The organism is Cryomorphaceae bacterium 1068, assembly GCA_027214385.1.
Lineage (GTDB): Bacteria > Bacteroidota > Bacteroidia > Flavobacteriales_D > Cryomorphaceae > JAKVAV01.
Genome location: JAPVXR010000008.1, coordinates 125,382 through 144,709, shown reverse-complemented (window position 1 = coordinate 144,709; position 19,328 = coordinate 125,382). Strand labels below are relative to the sequence as shown.

The window sequence follows — 19,328 nt, the reverse complement described above, 5'->3', positions numbered from 1 at the left end:
TCGATGTTTTGACAAAATAGAATAGTCGGGGAAGGAGGAGTTAAAGATCCCAAATGGTCTTCTTATGACGTCTGCGGTAGATGTCTTTTTGCTCGAGCCAAAATGCCATAAAGAGGTAAATGATCAGTGGAGACCCAAGCGTGATAAAAGAAATATATATGAAGTACATGCGCACTTTTGAAGAAGAAATCCCAAGTATTCTGCCCCACCAGTCACAAACTCCAAATGCTTGTTTCTCGAAAAATGTGTAAATATGGTTAACCAACTTCTGCATAATTCTTCATTAAGTGTATTCCAACTTTACAACGCAGACAATTCTTTCTATCACAGAAGCTATTCTTCAATTGAATGATTCCCTGAGAGTCGAAAGAAGATTCTATTTTAAAGTCGAGTTGCTCAAAACTACGAATAATTGAGTTTTTTTCCGAAGGAAGTAGCTCCAATAGTTTTATAGCCCTTTCTCTGTACGATTCGTCCCGATTGTAATCTGCCAATGAAAAAATAAATGGTACCGCAGCGTTGATGACCAAGTGCTTGAGAAACTCTTTTCCGAAAGACTTTTTTCGAGCAGTAGACTCGGCATCTATGGTGTAATGATTTAACCAAAATCCATTTTCGATTTTGATCGAAAAAAAGTCAAAAAGCTTATCGGGGGTTTCCATTCCAGAAATCGGAGTGGCCACTGATGAACTTTTATTATAAAAAGCAGCCAGTTGAGCCAATCTCACTTGAGGAAAATTCTGTGGTCGTAGCCTGAAAAGTTTCCATGCTGACTTCGGCATTGGATTCAAGCTATGCTTTCTTTTTAAAAATTCAAACTCCGCTTTAAGCTGCATAACATGGGGATGATCAGTTTTGGCCTCAGCCAAAAAGCCTGCTTGTCCAAGGAGTAAGGCCTCAAGTTGAATTTTATTGGACCTCACTTTCCGAATGAGCTCATAAGGAGTAATTCTGGCCAATTGCTCAAAAGGTAATGCATTGACTTTCATACCGAGAGCTCGCAAAAAGATTCGGTAGAACGCCCCTTCCATATCTCCCTTGGTTTGCAAAAGGTGGTCGCGAGAGATCTCTGACTTCAATGATAACCGCTCCACCGCAGCGGCATGAACGGCAGAAGTCTTGATGAGTTGAGGCACCTGATGAACGATCTTATCGCAAGGAATAAACTTTCCTGCGGCCACCCATGCTTTGTACTTTCGATAGGATTGATAGTCGATTCTATCTTTCAAAACAAGAGAAGGGATAATACTTCCTTCGGGTGCTTCTACTTCCTTATCTTGATTAAATACGACGTGAAGAATGACATTTTCATAGGCAGGGTCGTTTTGATGACCATGTTTGTACCAATCTGAAGAAGCGATATGAATTTCCACATTTCCGGCCCACAGAGTACCGTTAATTCGAACGCGAGCATCTAAAAAATCAGGACCCGCATTCTCATTGTGATAGCCACAATGGATGATCTCCAGTTCCTCATTCCGTTCTGTTTTGAGGTCTGTCGCATCAAATTGCCTATGCTTCCATAAATAGTGGAGAAAATCCTCGTTCATCGGCGTGAATTTTCATCAAGATAAAAAAACCTAAGACAAGATGGCTTTCATTTTATCCGCAATCTTCCGAGCTTCAAAACGAGCCACTTCGTCAAAATTTTGATCGGAACTGGCGTGAATAATCCCTCGGCTTGAATTTACCAAGAGACCTACATCGGCATTCATGCCATACTTACACACTTCTTCTAAGCTGCCGCCTTGAGCACCTACTCCCGGAACCAAAAGAAAATGGTTTGGGATGATCTCGCGGATTTCTTTGAGCTTCTCGGGGCGAGTAGCCCCTACCACGTACATCATATTTTGATCATTGCCCCAATTCTGACTAGTTCGAAGGACTTTTTCAAAAAGCTTTTCGCCCTCTTCAGAAGAAAAGAATTGAAAATCTTCCGCTCCTTGATTTGAGGTAAGAGCAAGTAATATCACCCATTTATCATCGTATCCAAGAAAAGGTTTGACCGAATCGCTGCCCATATAAGGAGCTACCGTTACCGAGTCAAAGTGGGAATCTTCAAAAAATGCCTTAGCGTACATCCCCGAGGTATTCCCGATGTCACCGCGCTTGGCATCCGCGATGGTAAAATGAGATGAACCAATGTAATCCCTGGTTTTCTTTAGCGCTTCCCAGCCTTTCGCTCCATGAGACTCATAGAATGCAGTATTCGGCTTATAAGCCACGCAAAATTCTCGTGTAGCATCTATGATCTGCTTATTGAATTCGAAAAGTGAATCTTCCATCTCAAGAATATGCAGCGGCATCTTCTCGGGATTCGGATCTAAGCCAACACAGAGGAAGCTCTTTCTCTCGTGTATTAACTGAACCAGATCGGCTTTCTTCATGGCTATTCGTCTATGCTGGCTTGAAGCTTTTCTGCATTTTCAGCAACGCGAAGAGCTTCGATAATTTCATCAATATCTCCATCCATAACACCCGAAAGGTTATAAAGTGTGAGATTTATTCTGTGATCCGTAACGCGACCTTGGGGATAATTGTAGGTTCTAATTTTCGCAGAGCGATCTCCTGAAGAAACCATAGACTTCCGCTTTTCGGCATCCTTCGCCAATTTCTTCTGAAGTTCGATTTCGTAAATACGAGATCGAAGCACGCTGAGAGCTTTGTCGTAATTCTTCAACTTCGACTTTTGATCCTGGCATTGCGCCACTATTCCGGTAGGAATATGGGTCAAGCGAATGGCGGAATATGTCGTGTTTACTGACTGCCCTCCGGGACCTGAGCTACAGTAACTATCCACTCGTAAATCTGACTCTTTTACCTCTACATCAAATTCCTCTGCTTCGGGCAATACTATCACGGTAGCGGCACTGGTGTGCACCCTGCCTTGCGTTTCAGTTTGAGGAACCCTTTGCACGCGGTGAACGCCACCTTCGTACTTCATGATTCCATAAACATTGTTTCCCGTTACGTTAAATATGACTTCCTTAAATCCTCCGGAAGAACCATGATTGGTATCCACCAATTCTAGTTTCCATCCTTTGGTTTCAATGTATTTCGAATACATTCTAAAAAGGTCTCCTGCAAATATGGCCGCTTCGTCCCCACCTGTTCCCCCTCGAATTTCGACCACGGCGTTCTTAGAATCCTCTGGATCTTTAGGAATGAGGAGGAGCTTGATATCCTCTTCCATTTTTTCCTTTTCGGCTAAAAGCTCGTTGAGTTCTTCTTTCGCCATCTCCTTAAAGTCAGCATCCGATTCACTTTGGATGATTTCCTTTGCGTTCTCAAGGTTTTCGTAGAGGAGCTTATAGCTGTCGTAGGCTTCGGCAACGGGTTCCAAATCTTTGTATTCTTTAGAAAACTTGACGTACCTCTTCGTATCTGAGATTACTTCAGGGTCAATGATCTTCTTTCCCACTTCGAGGTAATGATCCTTGATGGCACCCAACTTTGACAATATTTCTTTTTCATCCATCGCTTAGTCGTATTGGAATGTTCCGTTTTCACTGGTAATGGTCAAAGCCTTTTTGCCTTCTTCTACTCTTCCTACGATTTGGGCGTCGATATGGAAAGAATTTGAAATATCAATAATCGTTTTGGCAAAAGGTTTATCACAATAGATTTCCATTCGATGCCCCATGTTGAAGACCTTGTACATCTCCTTCCATTCAGTTCCTGATGTTTCTTGAATCACCTTGAACAATGGTGGAACAGGGAACAAATTGTCTTTGATGATATGATGCTTATCTACGAAATGTAAAACCTTGGTTTGTGCACCGCCACTGCAGTGCACCATTCCACCAATTTGATCTCTACCTTTTTGTAAAACCGCTTTAATAACGGGAGCGTAAGTGCGAGTTGGGGAAAGAACGGCTTTACCTAAATCGACAGGCATTGAATCTACTCTATCTGTAAGGCTATAAGCTCCTGAATAAACAAGATCTTTGGGTACTGCAGGATCAAAAGTTTCAGGAAATTTCTGTCCTACAGCAGAGCGAAAAACATCGTGTCTCGCAGAGGTCAGGCCATTACTCCCCATACCTGCATTGTAGTCATTCTCATACGAAGCTTGACCTGTTGAAGATAAGCCGACGATCACTTGACCCGGCTTTATATTCGAATTATCGACTACTTCATCGCGACGCATTCGTGAGGTAACGGTGCTGTCTACTATCACTGTCCTTACCAAGTCTCCTACATCCGCAGTTTCGCCGCCTGTGCTTCTTACTTCAATCCCAAGGTATCTGAGATTTTCCAATACCTCTTCAGTTCCTTCGATCAAGGCTTTTATGACTTCACCGGTTATGAGGTTTTTGTTTCGGCCTATGGTTGAGCTCACCAATATTTTATCGACGCATCCCACGCAAAGCAAGTCATCTATATTCATGATCAATGCGTCCTGGGCAATTCCTTTCCAGACGGAAAGGTCTCCCGTTTCCTTCCAATAGGCATAAGCCAAAGATGATTTCGTACCTGCCCCGTCGGCGTGCATCACCAAACAATGGTCTTCACTACCGGTAAGGTAATCAGGAATGATCTTACAGAAAGCTTTTGGAAAAAGGCCTTTATCTATGCCTTTGATGGCGGCATGCACATCTTCTTTTCCGGCGCTTACACCACGAGCTTGATATCTTTTCTCTTGACTCATTATGATATAAAAAAAGGCATCCCAAAAAATTTGGAATGCCTGAAAAGTATTTAAACGTACCTAGTTGTCCGACTCTTCCATCGGCACATAATCAAAACTAAGTACGGTGAATTCTGTACGTCTGTTTTTCTGGTGCGCCGCTTCCTTTTCCTCTTCAGTAGCCAAAGCAGCAATTTGCTTGTCTGATATGCGAAGTCTGGTTTCACCATAGCCTTTTGCGACCATTCTTTCGGCAGGTATTCCTTTTGAAGACAAGTATTCTACACAACTTTCAGCCCTTCTTTGCGAAAGGTCTTTGTTGTAAGCGTCCTTACCTCTGGAGTCAGTGTGCGCTTGAAGCTCGATAATAATTGTTGGGTTGTCTACCAAAACATTGTAGAGGAAGTCCAGCGAATCCAAAGAGTTCACCTCATCATTGACCTGCAGCTCTGCCTTGTTGTATGCATAGCGTACCTCAGGAAATTCGATGGCCTTATCAGGAGCTGTAAATGTGATAAAGTATTCTTTCAAGAATGTGGTAGACTCAGCAATACCCACTGTGCTGATCTGATCCTTCGCTACCAAGTAGTCAGGTTTTGAAACTTCGATAGAGTAATTGGTCTCCGGGTTGATGTAGCGTTCTTCTCCTTTTTCTGAAAACGAGAAAGCACCTCCGGCGTCTGTAGCTGCTTCAAACGAAGCACCGTCGCTACCAATAACTTTGATAGTCGCCTCGGGAACCGGCTGCTGAGTGTCTTTGTCATATACTACACCATCAAGAGCAAATAGAAGTGGTGGAAGGTTGAATGAGTAGATATCATCTTTTCCTTTTCCTCCGTTGCGATCTGAAGAAAAATAGCCTCTTTCAGAATCTCCTTCCCAAATAATTCCAAAGTCATGACCGATTGAATTAATCGGCGCACCAAGGTTTTCAACGTTACCCCATGAGTTTTCTCCATTGCTCTCAGCAACAAAAATGTCTAGTCCTCCCATTCCGACAAGACCGTCAGTAGCGAAGTAGAGCGCTCCGTTTTTTCGAATGAAAGGGAACATTTCGTTACCTTTCGTATTGATTGCAGGGCCGAGATTCACGGCTTCACCTGCAGTCATTGAAGCCTTGTCGAAAGGTGCAATCCAAAGATCTTTTCCTCCCATTCCTCCGGGCATGTCACTTGCAAAAATGATATGTGTTTCATCCGGTGTAAGAGCAGGGTGCCCTGCGGTAGTTAGTTCTGAACTCTCATTGTTCTTTAACTCTACCACCTGAGCCGTTGACCACTGATCTGCTGTTTTACGGGTGATCATGACATCACACCCTTTGTTATCGTCCTTGGTACTCTCGCAACGCGTAAACAACATCATATCGAAAGTATTGGTCAATCTAGGAGTAGCCTCATTATGAATGGTATTGATTCTATACGTCAGACGCTCCGGCTCGCTCCACTTTCCCTTTTGATCACGTGTTGTGAAGAAGATATCTTGAAAGCTTTCTCCTGTTCTTAAATCAATCTCCATCCCCTGAGCTCCCTGTCGAGAAGAGCTAAAGTAAATTGTATTAAAGTCATCTCCGGCCCATCCTGGTGAGAAGTCATACTCAGCAGAGTTAAGAAGTATTTCGTTTTGAACGATGTACCGAGAAGGATTGTCTCTAAATTCTTTGGCAATTTCTGCTTGCTCCAAACCTATTTCACCTTTCATTGGGTCAGGCGCTGCATCGATGTACTTATTGTAGTATTCTATAGCCTGAGTGAAATCACCTTGTCGATGGTAAGCTTGAGCCAAGTAAAGGAACGCATCAGGGGCATCGTATTGCGCCTTCAGTGCTTTATTGTACCAAATTACTTGTTGATCATAATCCAGAATCATTCGGTACGATTCTGCAATCTGGAATAGCATACGTGCCTTTTCTTCCGAGTCATTCTCTTTCGAATAAGCCTTCTTGTAAAGGTCGATAGCCTCAAAATACGCTTCGTTATTGTAGGCGTTATCAGCCTCTTTTGTGAACTGATCAGCCTGAGCCATAAGCGATACGGACATTAGCGTAGCGAGGCAAAAAGTAAACAACCCTTTTGTAAAAATCATCGTGTTGAGATTAGTCATGTAGTGAAATGAATGCCCGAAAATAATTATTTCCTACAAACGAGCCTAAAAGGAAGAGCAAGACTATTGAAGTCCAAAAAAAAAAGGCTCCCAAAGGAGCCCTTAAAATTACCTGGTAAAGAGTATTTCTCTGAGTTTTGGTAATGGCCACATCTCGTCATCAACGATGAGTTCCAGCTTATCTACTTGATACTTGATGATATCCATAAAAGGCTTCACCTTATCGGCATATGCTATAGCTTTCTTTTCAGCATCTGTTATGGCATTGGCCTTTTTTCTTTCTTCGATCATTTCATCAATGGATGTCTTGATCACCTCTACCCTTTCAGATATCTCTTCAATAAGTCCCAACTGAACTTTAGCAGACTTCGTAGCAGCGGCTTTTGGCAGCACATCCATGATTCCTTTCACGTTGTCAGTCAACATTTTTTGGTATCTTAAGGCTGCGGGAAGGATATAATTATTTGCAATTTCCCCGCACATGCGCGATTCTATTTGAATCTGCATCTGATACTTCTCCAATTCTATTTCTACCCGTGCGTCCAACTCTCGTTCCGTAAGGATATCCAATTCTTTGTATAAGTCCTTTACCTTTTTACTTTGAAGAGTCATCAGAGCTCTCGGAGCGTCTTTGATATTCGCTAATCCGCGCTTCTTGGCCTCTTTTGCCCATTCTTCACCGTAGCCATTGCCTTCGAATCTAATTTTCTTCGACGCAGTAATCAGCTTCTGAAGCTCTTTTAGAATAGCCTCGTCTTTCTTAACTCCTTCTTTAATCGCAGCATCCACGTCATTGGCAAAAAGATCCAATTGCTTTGCAACAATAGCATTCAATCCAGTCATTGGCACACCGCAATTGGCGGTTGACCCCACTGCTCGGAATTCGAATTTATTCCCTGTAAAGGCAAAAGGTGATGTACGGTTACGGTCAGTATTGTCAAGAAGTATCTCGGGAATTTTTCCAATGTTCAATTTCAACTGAGTCTTGTCATCGGGCGTCATTTTCCCTGCTTTGATGCTCTTCTCAAGATCATCGAGAAGACGCGTCAATTGCGAGCCAATGAAAACCGAGATAATCGCAGGCGGAGCTTCATTGGCACCAAGGCGGTGTTCATTTCCGGCTGTAGCAATTGTAGCCCTCAATACGTCCGCATTATCTGCAATCGCTTTAATGGTATTGATGAAAAAAGTCAAAAACTGCATGTTCGACTTTGGATTCTTGCCAGGTGCAAGAAGATTAACACCGGTATCTGTTGCCAAACTCCAGTTGTTATGCTTGCCACTACCATTTAGACCTGCAAACGGCTTTTCGTGAAGAAGTACTCTAAAGTTGTGCTTGCGAGCCACCTTCTCCAGAATATCCATAAACAGAAGGTTGTGGTCATTTGAAAGGTTTACCTCCTCGAACATTGGCGCTGCCTCAAACTGGTTTGGAGCCACCTCATTGTGCCTTGTGGTAACGGGTATTCCCAGCAGATGAGACTCCATTTCAAAGTCGCGCATGAAAGCGTGAACCCTTTCAGGAATGGTTCCGAAGTAATGATCATCCAGCTGTTGTCCTTTTGCCGGGTTATGCCCGAATAGAGCTCTACCCGTAAACTGAATATCAGGACGAGCATTGTAAAGAGCGCTGTCAATCAGGAAGTATTCCTGCTCCCATCCAAGAGTTGTAGTCACTCTGTTGACATTCTTGTCGAAGTATTTACAAACTCGAACTGCAGCCTTATCAATAGCGTGAACAGATTTAAGAAGCGGCATTTTATTATCAAGCGCCTCCCCTGTGTAGGCTATAAAGATGGTCGGAACGCAGAGTGTCTTCCCGATAATGAATGCAGGAGAAGAAGGATCCCACGCAGTGTAACCGCGAGCTTCAAAAGTATTTCGGATACCTCCGTTTGGAAATGAGGAAGCATCAGGTTCTTGTTGCACCAAGTTAGAACCTGAGAAGCGTTCCATGGAAAGTCCATTATCCAAAGGAGTAAAGAATGAGTCATGCTTTTCAGCAGTAGATCCTGTCAACGGCTGAAACCAGTGTGTGTAATGGGTAGCGCCATTGGCCAAAGCCCAATCTTTCATTGCAAGAGCGACTTGATCGGCAAGGCTCCTCGTAATGCGCGAACCTGTCTCCATGGCATGTGTCAAATCTTTCATTCCCTGCCCTGTCAAATGCTCTCGCATTCGATTAGCAGTGAAAACGTGCTTACCGAAGTAGTCGGAAATCTTACTTGATGGTGCTTGATGTGTCAGGACTTTTCTGTCCAATACATCTTCTAATGCTTTAAATCTGAAAGTTGCCATGATGGATTTTTGGAATTACTCGGCAAAAATAATTTTTACCATCAGGTAAACGAAGAAAAAAAGCTAACAAATTGTCAACACCCCTGTTTTTTTAGGGGTGGCTCAAGAAAAAACACAACTTAAACGAAGAGAAGGGTATACTTTTAAGGGGCCACCAAAAGTATATAGACAAAAACGAAGTACGTCGTGATGAAAATCAGCCCATCAATTCTACCAAGTCTATTTCTAAATAAGGCAAGTGGTAAAATGGCAAAAGATGTTCCCAACATCCAAAAAATATCATTTGACAAGATCTCAGGAGCAACTCTGACAGGGCTAACTATGGAGGTGATCCCGAGAATAGCAAAAAGGTTGAAAAGATTTGAACCAACAATATTTCCCAAAGAAATATCCTGCTCCTTTTTGAAAGCTGCCACGACAGAAGCGGCAAGCTCAGGAACACTCGTACCGAAAGCCACCAACGTTATGGCAATAACTCTATCAGACACCCCGAGATTTCTGGCTACCGATTCAGCTCCTGACAAAAACCATTGCGCACCGATAATCAGGCCTGCCGTCCCTATTGCGACAAACAAAAAAAGCAGCCACCATTTTTTACCCTTATCGGTTTTTGGGATGTCGGCTACGTCGGGCGTTTTGGATTTATTCTTTCTGGCCTGATAAAAACTTACTCCAATAAAAATAGCGAGCAATGAGACGAACAGCCCCCCTTCAAATCGAGAAAAACCGCCGTCAAGCGCGAAGAGATAGAAAATAATGCTGGCTACCATCATGACGAGCCAATCTACTTTGAGCGCACGCTTTTGGATTGCTAATGGAAAAATGAGAGTAGTAACTCCAAGGATAAGTGCAACATTGGCAATATTGGATCCTACTACATTACCTACAGAAATATCCGGCTTTCCATCCAAAGCAGCTTTCAAACTAACAACGAGTTCAGGAGAAGAAGTACCAAGAGCAACTACTGTCATTCCAACCAACATAGGCGGAATATCCATTTTGAGGGCAACACCCGAAGCTCCTTTTACTAAATAATCACCACCCAGAACCAATAGTATCAGGCCCGCAACTATTTGGACAAATTCCATTTAATCCTTTTTATCGTCTTTGTGCATTTGATCCAACGTGCCACGAACAGAAGATTCAGCTTTCTTCGCTTCATCCTTGACGTCCTTAACGGAATTCTGAATATCGCGTTGGATATCTCCCGTTGCATCTTTCACCTGCCGGATGGTTCGACCCATCGTACGCGCAAAACCGGGAATCTTATCAGCCCCAAAGAAAATCAGGATAAAAAGGAAGACCACAATAATTTCTCCCCCGCTAATTCCAATTAATAAAACACTGAGCAGATTCATATGCGCAAATGTACGTGAAAGGTGACGAATTGAGATAAAACAAAAAGAGGGGCTTGACGCCCCTCTTTTTTATTTTCATTCATGCGTTTAAGCGGTCTGAACTACTTTTTCTTCTTTCTTCTCTTCTAGTGAAGTCCCTGTCTTATCTGTAAGATCAACAACTATAGGTGAGGCGATGTACAATGAAGAGTATGTTCCCACAAGTACACCAAGCATTAAGGCGAATATAAATCCTCGGATTGACTCTCCACCGAAGATGAAGATGATCAAGAGCACCACGAAAGTCGTCATAGACGTATTAAGTGTTCTGGAAAGAGTACCGTTCAAGGCTTTGTTTACAACACTTGACATGTTCTCTTTTCTGTGGTCAGTCATGTATTCCCTGATCCGGTCAAAGACGATTACCGTATCGTTAATAGAGTAACCTACCACGGTGAGTATTGCAGCAATAAATGCTTGATCAATTTCCAGGGAAAATGGAAGCCATCCGTGAAACAGGGAGAATATCCCCAGCACGACAAATACATCGTGGAACATCGCAGTAATTGCACCAACACCATATTGCCACTTCTTAAATCGGAAAACGATATAGGCAAAGATGATGATCAGTGAGAAAATTACCGCTGACGTTGAAGAAGTTTGGAAGTCATCGGAAATAGATGGATCTACTTTTCTCGATTCTTCAATCGAATAACCTGTGCCCAATTCGGCAAGACCTGAATTAAGGGCATCCTCTACTCTTTGGTCAGCATCTCGACTGTCATCGTCTACCAAAAACTTGGTTGTGATCTTAACTTGATTTGCTGCCCCGTATGTTTTTACTTCGGGTTGCATTTGGTTTCCATCAGCATTTACAAATGAAGCCGCCAAGGTATTACGCACCCCATCAAGGTCTTCAGTTTGATCGAAACGAACGGTGTAGGTTCTACCTCCCGTAAAGTCTACACCAAGGTTTAGACCTCGTGTCATCATACTCACAACACCGATACCTATTAGGATCAATGAAATGGTATATGAAATCTTCCTTTTGCTAATGAACTGAATATTGGCATTGACCAAAATACTCTTTGACCACTCCATAAAGAAACTCACCGGCTTTGAATTCGTCAAACGACTGTCAAAGATTAATCGAGTAATGAAGATCGCTGAGAAAAGTGAAGTAAAAATACCGATGATCAATACAGTGGCGAATCCTTTAATTGGCCCTGTACCCAATGAAACAAGAACAATCGCAGTAAGTAAGGTCGTCAAGTTAGCATCAATGATAGCCGAATAGGCCTTTTGGTAACCTTCCTTTACAGCCGCCTTAGTCCCTTTGCCATGTCGCAATTCTTCCCGAATACGCTCGTAAATCAGCACGTTGGCATCTACCGCCATACCTATGGTAAGGACAATACCTGCGATACCCGGAAGGGTAAGTGCTGCTTGGATAGAAGCAAGTGCTCCAATCAGGAAGAACAGATTCGCTACGAGTGCAATATCAGATACAAGTCCTGCTCCTTTGTAATAGAAGAACATGTAAAACAAAACACAAACCAATGCGATGATAAATGACTTCAATCCGTCATTGATATTTTCTTGACCCAATGAAGGGCCTACGATACTCTCATCAACAATATTGGCAGGAGCTGGAAGAGCTCCGGCTTTTAGCAAGTTTGCCAAGTCAAGCGCTTCTTGAATCTGCTCATTTCTTGTCCCTGCACCAATACTGATAGATGAACGTCCGGTAGGAATCTCACCCTGTACAACAGGTGCTGTAAATACGTAGTCATCAAGAACAACTGCAACACTTCTTTTTGGCTGTTGAGAAGCCGCTTCAGCAGTGATTTCTTTCCAGGTGCGAGCACCTTGGCTATTCATCACCATTTCGACTTCAACATTTCCACCAAGGTCATATTGCTGCGAAGCATCAACGATTACTGACCCATCAAGAGGTGCTTTACCATCACGTGTATCAGCTTTGATCGCATATAGACGCATGAGGTTGTTAAATCTAACCGATGGCTCAGAAGCCCAGAGCAATCGCAAATCACGAGGAAGTAATTCTTGAACCTCAGGCTCGCTGAGCATTTTGTTCACCTCAGCTGTATCAGAAACCTGAGCAAAACCAACAACAGGACCCGTCATAGCTTGACCAGTTTGTGGATCGAACGCAGGACTCAGTTTTGAGAATAATGGAATTGCCTTCAAACGCTCTGCATCACTCAATTCTTCGAGTGGCTCATCAGAAGACGCATCAGTAGAGTCGCCATCAGAAAGTCCCAATAGGTCATCTTCAGTAGTCACATCAGATGAATCGGTCACCGTGGCACCTGCATCTTCAATAGATGTCGAAACAGTGTCTTCGCCTGCAGTCTCATCCTCCAAACTAAATTCAGGGTAATACTTCTCACTTAGCGCAGAGTTTGCTTGATCCAAGAAACCAAGAACTTCTCCACTTTCGAAAGTATTCCAAAACTCAAGGTTAGCAGTACTTTTGAGTTGCTTTCTTACGCGTTCTTTATCGCTAACGCCAGGAAGCTCCACCAAAATTCTTCCGGAAAACTGTTGTTTCTGAATGGTAGGTGAAGTCACACCGAATTTGTCGATACGCGTTCTGATAATCTTCTCCGTGTTGTTGATGGCGACTTGAGCTTCTTCTGTAAGAATCTCAAGAATTTCTTCATTAGAAGCTTCTCTTGGAAAACGGTCTTTGTTATCTCTACTATGGAAAACAGTCGCCATTTGCTGGTCAGGATACATCTCTTCCCAAGATTCGCCAAATAGAGTCACAAAATCATCTTGAGAATCTTTCTGCTTTTCTTTGGCCGACTGAACGGCTTTAAGTAGATCTTCATTTTTAATGTTGTTGCTGAGATTAATAATGAGATCAGGAATAGAAACCTCAAGAGTAACACTCATACCACCGGCCAAATCCAGACCTAAATTGATCTGCTTTTCTTTGGACTCTTGGTAAGTGTATCCAAACACGGGATAGATCTCCTCATTAGAGTTTTTACTGAGAAACTCTGACTTAAAATCATCTTGAAGTAAAGTCTCTTCGAGAAGATCCAGTTCTCCATTTTGAGCGTCTCTAACCGAATCAACTTTGATTACGGCATACTCTTCAGCCTTTTTTTCAAAAGCTGAGGTAACGAATGAGAACGAAATCTGGTAGAGGCAGGCTATTGTTAACAATATAGTAAACAGCCAGATAGCGCCTTTATTTTGCATAGGTGCGGTTTTGCGATTTTTTATCGAGCGGCAAATATAGACTTAAATGCATAATTTCCCAATCTGGAAATTCTCGCATTTGCCGAAAAAATAGGGCATTGAAGGATAAAACTGTATTCTGCTTGTTCGCGCTCAAATTAATTTAACTGGTAATTCATTATGCCCTCACATATCTTACGAGTACTCTTCATTTCTTTTTTTCTCTCAGTTTATTCAATTGCCGAAGGACAGTTTGTTGTGAAGGCAACGAATGATATTACGGTATTGCGTGAAGGAGGTTCTACTTTTTTGAATCCATGGACAGGAGGACTCAATGCCATTCAACTTTCAAAGCTGGATGCGGACTTTGATGGCGATGAAGACGATATCTTTTTGTTTGACCGCGCAGGGAATCGCACGATAATTCTAATTGGTGAAGACTCTGATGGCGAACAGACCTATTTATATGACCCTTTTTTCAGAACGTCTTTTCCGAATATGAGGAACTTCTCATTGCTGAGGGACTTCGATTGCGATGGACGCAAAGACATTTTTACATATAGTCTTTTAGGTGGTGCGATGGCCATCCACAGAAATACGAGTAGCAGCCAAAATCTAAGTTGGGAACTAACTTCCGAAGCAGTCTTGAGTTTTTACGATTTCGGCTCTACTTCTTACACAACCAATATATATACCTCTTCTCAGGATATTCCCGCGATTTTCGATTACGACAACGATGGCGACTTGGATATTATGAGCTTTAACGTTGGCGGCACTTTTATTGAATTGCATTTAAACTCGTCGGTCGACAATTCGGGCGAGTGCGGTTTAGAGTATTACTTAGCAAATCGATGCTATGGAGGTTTTATCGAAGGTGAGAACAGCAACGATATTGTTCTAGACCCTGAGGAGGTGTCGAACGAGTGCACCTTTAATGTAGTCGATCCGAGAACAGGAGGACTGAGACATATCGGCTCCACTATACTTGCACTGGATGGAAATGATGACGGCCTATACGACCTCGTTTTGGGCGATGTCGGTTTCGAAAACTTGGTCTACTTGGAAAACAGCAGCCAAGGGGAAGAACCTGATCAGATTTTAGATTTTGATCCTAACTTCCCTTCCAATATGGGAGGAGATGCCGTGAGCATCGATAATTTTCCTGCGGCTTTTTACGAAGATGTTGATGGAGATGATGTTTCGGATTTGATCGTCGGTGTCAACACTTCTGCAGGTGCCGCTACATATGAATCAGTTCAGCTATACCTCAACTCAGGAAGTGAAAGCGCACCTAGCTTTTCTTTCGTCACAAACTCTTTTCTTCAAAACGAAATGTTGGATTGGGGGAGTAACGCATCCCCCTCCGTGGTAGATTACAACGGAGATGGTCTTATGGATTTGGTAATCGGCTGTACCAGCTACCAAGCGGGGGATGAACCAAATCAACCTAGACTGATACTACTTGAAAACACAGGCACGCCGACTGAGCCCGCATTTCAGGTGATCGACCAGAACTGGCTGGAATTATCTACTACATTTTCCAGCAGCAATCCTTCACCGGCTTTTGGCGACTTCGATAACGACGGCGACCAAGACTTGGTGGTGGGCTTTACCAATGGCAGCTTACACTACTTTGAAAAAGAAAACGGTTGGAATTACATAGGGCTTATCCCTACCACCGACGGGATCAATGGCGTTGGTAACTCAGCCACTCCGAGCATAAGTGATATTAATAATGATGGGAAACTGGATTTAGTAGCAGGTGAAGAAGAAGGTAACCTCAACTACTTTAGAAACTCGGGTGATTCGAACGGCCCCCTATTCACTTTAGACAATGACCAGCTAGGAGGAATCAATACTACTGTCACCCCTCCTTATTTTGAAGGCCAAAGCGCTCCTTTCTTTTTTGAGTTTGAGGGAATGAAATATGTAGCTATCGGCTCTAAGTCGGGCGAAGTATTCCAGTACCAAGTAGGCAGTGAAAGCGAAGAATGGATACAAGTTGAGGAAGGTTTTGATATCTACAGCTCCTTTAACGCTTCTCCTTCCGGATTGAGCACAAAACCCGTTGTTATTAATTTGAATAATGACGAAATACCTGAAGTGATTACAGGGCTTGTAACAGGAGGACTTGAATACTTTGCAGGAGAAGGTTTTTTAAGCACCAATTTCAAAGAAAGTCAAAAGAGCCTCGATTTCAAAATATTCCCCAATCCATCAGAAGGTCAGTTTAGGATAGAGTTTGACAGTAAGCAAGGGCAATTTCAAAAACTCATTATCTCAGGCATCGATGGTAGAACTGTTCTACAAAGCACGACGAACAGGGAGTCTTTTGATATCAGCAGATTGGTTCCAGGCACCTATATTGTAACCATAGAATTGAGCTCAGGCTTGGCCTCTGAAATATTGATTAAAAAATAAGAGGCCACCCAAATGGACGGCCTCTCAAATCAGACTAAAAGCCTAATTAGGCTTTTGCTGCGTTCATATTATCCAAGACTTCCATTACTTCTCTTACCGCATTGGCAGATTCGTATAGATGTCCTTTTTCTTGCTCATTCAGGTCAAGCTCGATAATCTGCTCGATACCTTTGCTTCCGAGCTTAGCAGGAACTCCCAAGTACATATCCTTCAACCCGTACTGACCGGTAAGCCATGCACAAACCGGAAATATTCTCTTTTGGTCTTTCACAATGGCTTCAACCATTTGTGCTGCAGCTGCTCCCGGAGCGTACCATGCGCTTGTCCCGAGAAGATTGACGATTTCTCCACCACCCTTCTTAGTTCTCTCAATAATTGCATTAAGCTTTTCTTCAGAGATCATTTCAGTAACCGGAATTCCCGCTACCGTAGTGTATCTCGGTAGTGGCACCATAGTATCTCCATGGCCTCCCATTAAAACAGCTTGAATATCCTTTGGCGAAACATTAAGCTCCGTAGCCAAGAAAGCTCTGTATCGCGCTGTATCGAGTACTCCTGCCATACCAAAAACGCGGCTGGAATCAATTTTTGCAGTCAGGTAAGCCGCGTAGGTCATTACGTCCAACGGATTACTCACTATCACTATTTTGGCATCAGGAGAATACTTGACAACCTGCTCCGTTACACTTTTTACAATCCCTGCATTAGTCGCGATTAAGTCATCGCGACTCATACCCGGCTTACGAGGCAATCCTGAAGTGATAACAACGACTTCAGAACCAGCCGTTTTCGAGTAGTCATTAGTCGATCCCGTCATTCGAGAATCGTACAGATTAATCGGAGAAGTCTCCCAGATATCCAGTGCCTTTCCTTCCGCATATCCTTCTTTGATATCCAAGAGAACAACTTCATTTGCCACTTCTTTATGGGCTAAAACATTGGCACAGGTTGCTCCTACATTTCCCGCACCTACTACAGTAACTTTCATGATATGATTGTGTTTGTTGAAATTTTCAAAATTTCCACAAATATAAGAGATAGCTTTACGCCTTTGCTCCGGAATCAACAATAAGTTCATCGTATAACCCATCGGAAAGGGGGGGCTGCTTTGCCGGCACTTTGTCGTTTCACTATCAAATGTATCTTTAGGGGCCGAAAAATGCGGAAACCATTGCACCTTGACTACGTATGGACTTGGCGTTGGTGGAAGGATGGCAACCGTAGCCCCTTGGCCACGTCTAACACATGATCGACCTGCAAAATATGGATGATAATCAGCTTAAAACGCTGATTGATGGCTGTTTGCGAAACAATCGCAAGAGTCAGGAATTGATTTTTCGCTCCTTTTACAGCAAAATGATGTCCGTTTGCAGGAGATATACACCTGATGACGATCAGGCGAAGGACATAGTACAAGACGGATTTATCAAAGTCTTTAAGAACCTTGAACGGTTTAACTACCAAGGTTCATTTGAAGGCTGGATTAGAAGAATCATGGTAAATACAGCCATTGATTTTACTAGAAAACAAAAAAGCTCCAATCAATTGTCAAACGAGACAAAACCTATTGAGGACTACGGAGACATAGCAATTGAGGATGAGGAGGAAATTCCTGAAGAATTTCAGTTACAAGTATCAGATATCAAAAAAGGTATGAATGAGCTTTCAACTGCGTACAGGAACGTTTTCAACCTTTATGTTTTTGAGAATTATTCTCATCAAGAAATTGCGGAAGAATTGAATATAAGTGTTGGCACCAGTAAATCCAATTTGGCGAAAGCCAGGGCCAACATGAAAAAGATACTACTCATAGAATTAAAAAGTAGAAATGGCGAATCAGCTGAATGATTTTGATCGATTGATCAAAGAGACGTACGAAAATCACGAATTCCCTTACGATTCTTCCGTATGGGACGGGGTTGAAAAAGATCTTGGTGCAACATCACCCGGGATCTTGGATTTTTTCAAATCCGTCACTACGGGATTAGCAATTGCAGGGGCTGTCTTTGCAACGATGCTTATTTTCAGTTCTGATTCAGGATCTTTAATGACAATTGCAGAAGAACAGAAAATTGAGGCAGGTGATGGAACAATAGACGACAAATCGAAGACTGCCTTCAATCAATCAGACGAAAAAGTTAAGGTTAATAACTCGACTAATAGGAATGACTTGGATCAAAACCAGTTAAACTCAGAAACACCTTCCGGCTTGAGCCAAGGCACACCTGAATCTAACGGAAATGATGAAGTGAACTTTACTGAAGAGCAGAAATCCACCGTAGTTGCTGTTCTTGCCGAGGCAAAAAAGATTGCATCTTCCGAAGAATCGACTGAACCAATCCATACTGAAGACATCAACAACGAGATTTACTCTGCTTCTTCTGTGAAAAGAGGATGTACAGGATTAACGATCAACTTCGACGCACCCGAAGAGTACGGATCAAATGCCAAGTACTTATGGAACTTTGGCGATGGTTTTTTCAGCAATGAAGAGAATCCAACACACGTCTTTAATAAGGAAGGTATTTTTGATGTATCTCTATCTGTTACTGCTGTAGGATCCGGACAGATTTCTTCCAACGTGGTTCAAGCCATGATCGAAGTTCACGAAGCACCAAAAGCCATTTTTGATCTTGAAATTCATTCGATGACGGATATTAGATTGCAAGAAAAGTCCATGAATGCTGCTGAATTTGAGTGGCTAATAGATAACAAAAAGCCAAAGGCAGAAGGTGTTGATGTTCTATTGAGTATCGCTGATAACACCAAGTTCGATATCGAATTGATCGCAGAAAATGCAGGAAACTGCTCTGACAGTTTGAATAAAGAGATTCATATCATAAAAGCGGGAAATCAATTTCCTCAGCTTTACTCTTCTGCTTACGCAAGTGATTTTGCGCCCGGGGCTATTGTTGACAATGGTGCAGTAACTGATTTTAGAGTATTCCAAAAAGGTACAGGTGAAGAAGTATTTAAGTCTTCTGGCTCTAAAGGTTGGAACGGCAAGAATAAGAAAGGAGAAGAAGTGACTAAAGGAGAATACGAATGGATGATGGTAGTAGATTCCGAAGATGTTTTCAACATCTACCACGGCACATTAAATGTTCGATAACCTATTTATTAAATAGAAAAAAAGGCCCGCTAATACGGGCCTTTTTTTATTCCTGTATTCCTACCACTGTTTTTACTATGGATTAAAGGTTTAGGAACATTAGGCAATGAAGGCTGGTCGAATGTCACTCTTCTGTTGATATTACTGGAAAAAAGGCATACTCGAGTTTGCGATATTTGTCCTATTTTCACTGTTTGAAATCCAAATAATTCATGCT

At 42.6% G+C, this 19,328-nt stretch carries 14 protein-coding genes; 3 read left to right on the top strand and 11 right to left on the bottom strand.

The annotated features are described in order from the left end of the window. Positions 1-40: 40 nt before the first annotated feature. From O3Q51_11475 to secDF, 10 genes are all read right to left on the bottom strand, one after another. Positions 41-274 carry a PspC family transcriptional regulator gene (locus O3Q51_11475; protein ID MCZ4409437.1) on the bottom strand — a complete coding sequence of 78 codons (234 nt, stop codon included), beginning with the start codon at positions 272-274 and terminating at the stop codon, positions 41-43. Continuing rightward, complete coding sequence (locus tag O3Q51_11470) at positions 258-1,550, bottom strand: DUF2851 family protein (protein MCZ4409436.1); 1,293 nt, start codon at positions 1,548-1,550, stop codon at positions 258-260. The genes O3Q51_11475 and O3Q51_11470 overlap by 17 nt, the downstream gene beginning before the upstream one ends. 30 nt (positions 1,551-1,580) lie before the next feature. Further along, positions 1,581-2,387 carry an orotidine-5'-phosphate decarboxylase gene (gene pyrF / locus O3Q51_11465; GenBank protein MCZ4409435.1) on the bottom strand — a complete coding sequence of 269 codons (807 nt, stop codon included), beginning with the start codon at positions 2,385-2,387 and terminating at the stop codon, positions 1,581-1,583. 2 nt (positions 2,388-2,389) lie between these two features. Further along, the gene (prfA, locus tag O3Q51_11460; GenBank protein MCZ4409434.1) at positions 2,390-3,463 is read right to left on the bottom strand and encodes a peptide chain release factor 1; all 1,074 of its coding nucleotides are present in this window, start codon (positions 3,461-3,463) and stop codon (positions 2,390-2,392) included. Between the two features lie 18 nt (positions 3,464-3,481). Then, positions 3,482-4,651, bottom strand: a complete 1,170-nt coding sequence (locus O3Q51_11455; GenBank protein MCZ4409433.1) for an AIR synthase-related protein — start codon at positions 4,649-4,651, stop codon at positions 3,482-3,484. A gap of 60 nt (positions 4,652-4,711) precedes the next feature. After that, a complete protein-coding gene (locus O3Q51_11450) occupies positions 4,712-6,712 on the bottom strand; it encodes an OmpA family protein (protein ID MCZ4409432.1) in 2,001 nt (666 codons plus the stop codon). 126 nt (positions 6,713-6,838) lie between these two features. Then, positions 6,839-9,028: a glutamine synthetase III gene (locus O3Q51_11445; protein ID MCZ4409431.1), complete on the bottom strand. Its 2,190-nt coding sequence runs from the start codon at positions 9,026-9,028 to the stop codon at positions 6,839-6,841. Between the two features lie 143 nt (positions 9,029-9,171). Continuing rightward, the gene (locus O3Q51_11440; protein ID MCZ4409430.1) at positions 9,172-10,116 is read right to left on the bottom strand and encodes a calcium/sodium antiporter; all 945 of its coding nucleotides are present in this window, start codon (positions 10,114-10,116) and stop codon (positions 9,172-9,174) included. After that, the gene (locus O3Q51_11435) at positions 10,117-10,386 is read right to left on the bottom strand and encodes a twin-arginine translocase TatA/TatE family subunit (GenBank protein MCZ4409429.1); all 270 of its coding nucleotides are present in this window, start codon (positions 10,384-10,386) and stop codon (positions 10,117-10,119) included. It abuts the gene before it with no gap. An 87-nt stretch (positions 10,387-10,473) separates the two neighbouring features. Next, positions 10,474-13,599, bottom strand: a complete 3,126-nt coding sequence (secDF, locus tag O3Q51_11430) for a protein translocase subunit SecDF (GenBank protein MCZ4409428.1) — start codon at positions 13,597-13,599, stop codon at positions 10,474-10,476. A 159-nt stretch (positions 13,600-13,758) separates the two neighbouring features. Here secDF and O3Q51_11425 point away from each other — a divergent pair, with 159 nt between their 5' ends. After that, positions 13,759-15,999: a T9SS type A sorting domain-containing protein gene (locus O3Q51_11425; GenBank protein MCZ4409427.1), complete on the top strand. Its 2,241-nt coding sequence runs from the start codon at positions 13,759-13,761 to the stop codon at positions 15,997-15,999. A gap of 46 nt (positions 16,000-16,045) precedes the next feature. On the opposite strand, the gene mdh is transcribed toward O3Q51_11425, so the two are convergent. Further along, positions 16,046-16,987 carry a malate dehydrogenase gene (mdh, locus tag O3Q51_11420; protein MCZ4409426.1) on the bottom strand — a complete coding sequence of 314 codons (942 nt, stop codon included), beginning with the start codon at positions 16,985-16,987 and terminating at the stop codon, positions 16,046-16,048. A 257-nt stretch (positions 16,988-17,244) separates the two neighbouring features. Between mdh and O3Q51_11415 the strand changes: the two genes are divergently transcribed. After that, positions 17,245-17,847, top strand: a complete 603-nt coding sequence (locus O3Q51_11415; GenBank protein ID MCZ4409425.1) for a sigma-70 family RNA polymerase sigma factor — start codon at positions 17,245-17,247, stop codon at positions 17,845-17,847. Continuing rightward, positions 17,828-19,111, top strand: coding sequence for a PKD domain-containing protein (locus O3Q51_11410; protein MCZ4409424.1), 1,284 nt, complete (start codon positions 17,828-17,830; stop codon positions 19,109-19,111). The genes O3Q51_11415 and O3Q51_11410 overlap by 20 nt, the downstream gene beginning before the upstream one ends. The last annotated feature ends 217 nt before the right edge of the window (positions 19,112-19,328 follow it).

What these genes read in the sequence shown, in the direction of transcription:
- O3Q51_11475 (MCZ4409437.1), bottom strand. Translation starts at nt 274, where the DNA reads ATGCAGAAGTTGGTTAACCATATTTACACATTTTTCGAGAAACAAGCA.
- O3Q51_11470 (MCZ4409436.1), bottom strand. Translation starts at nt 1,550, where the DNA reads ATGAACGAGGATTTTCTCCACTATTTATGGAAGCATAGGCAATTTGAT.
- pyrF (MCZ4409435.1), bottom strand. Translation starts at nt 2,387, where the DNA reads ATGAAGAAAGCCGATCTGGTTCAGTTAATACACGAGAGAAAGAGCTTC.
- O3Q51_11455 (MCZ4409433.1), bottom strand. Translation starts at nt 4,651, where the DNA reads ATGAGTCAAGAGAAAAGATATCAAGCTCGTGGTGTAAGCGCCGGAAAA.
- O3Q51_11450 (MCZ4409432.1), bottom strand. Translation starts at nt 6,712, where the DNA reads ATGATTTTTACAAAAGGGTTGTTTACTTTTTGCCTCGCTACGCTAATG.
- O3Q51_11445 (MCZ4409431.1), bottom strand. Translation starts at nt 9,028, where the DNA reads ATGGCAACTTTCAGATTTAAAGCATTAGAAGATGTATTGGACAGAAAA.
- O3Q51_11440 (MCZ4409430.1), bottom strand. Translation starts at nt 10,116, where the DNA reads ATGGAATTTGTCCAAATAGTTGCGGGCCTGATACTATTGGTTCTGGGT.
- O3Q51_11435 (MCZ4409429.1), bottom strand. Translation starts at nt 10,386, where the DNA reads ATGAATCTGCTCAGTGTTTTATTAATTGGAATTAGCGGGGGAGAAATT.
- secDF (MCZ4409428.1), bottom strand. Translation starts at nt 13,599, where the DNA reads ATGCAAAATAAAGGCGCTATCTGGCTGTTTACTATATTGTTAACAATA.
- O3Q51_11425 (MCZ4409427.1), top strand. Translation starts at nt 13,759, where the DNA reads ATGCCCTCACATATCTTACGAGTACTCTTCATTTCTTTTTTTCTCTCA.
- mdh (MCZ4409426.1), bottom strand. Translation starts at nt 16,987, where the DNA reads ATGAAAGTTACTGTAGTAGGTGCGGGAAATGTAGGAGCAACCTGTGCC.
- O3Q51_11415 (MCZ4409425.1), top strand. Translation starts at nt 17,245, where the DNA reads ATGATCGACCTGCAAAATATGGATGATAATCAGCTTAAAACGCTGATT.
- O3Q51_11410 (MCZ4409424.1), top strand. Translation starts at nt 17,828, where the DNA reads ATGGCGAATCAGCTGAATGATTTTGATCGATTGATCAAAGAGACGTAC.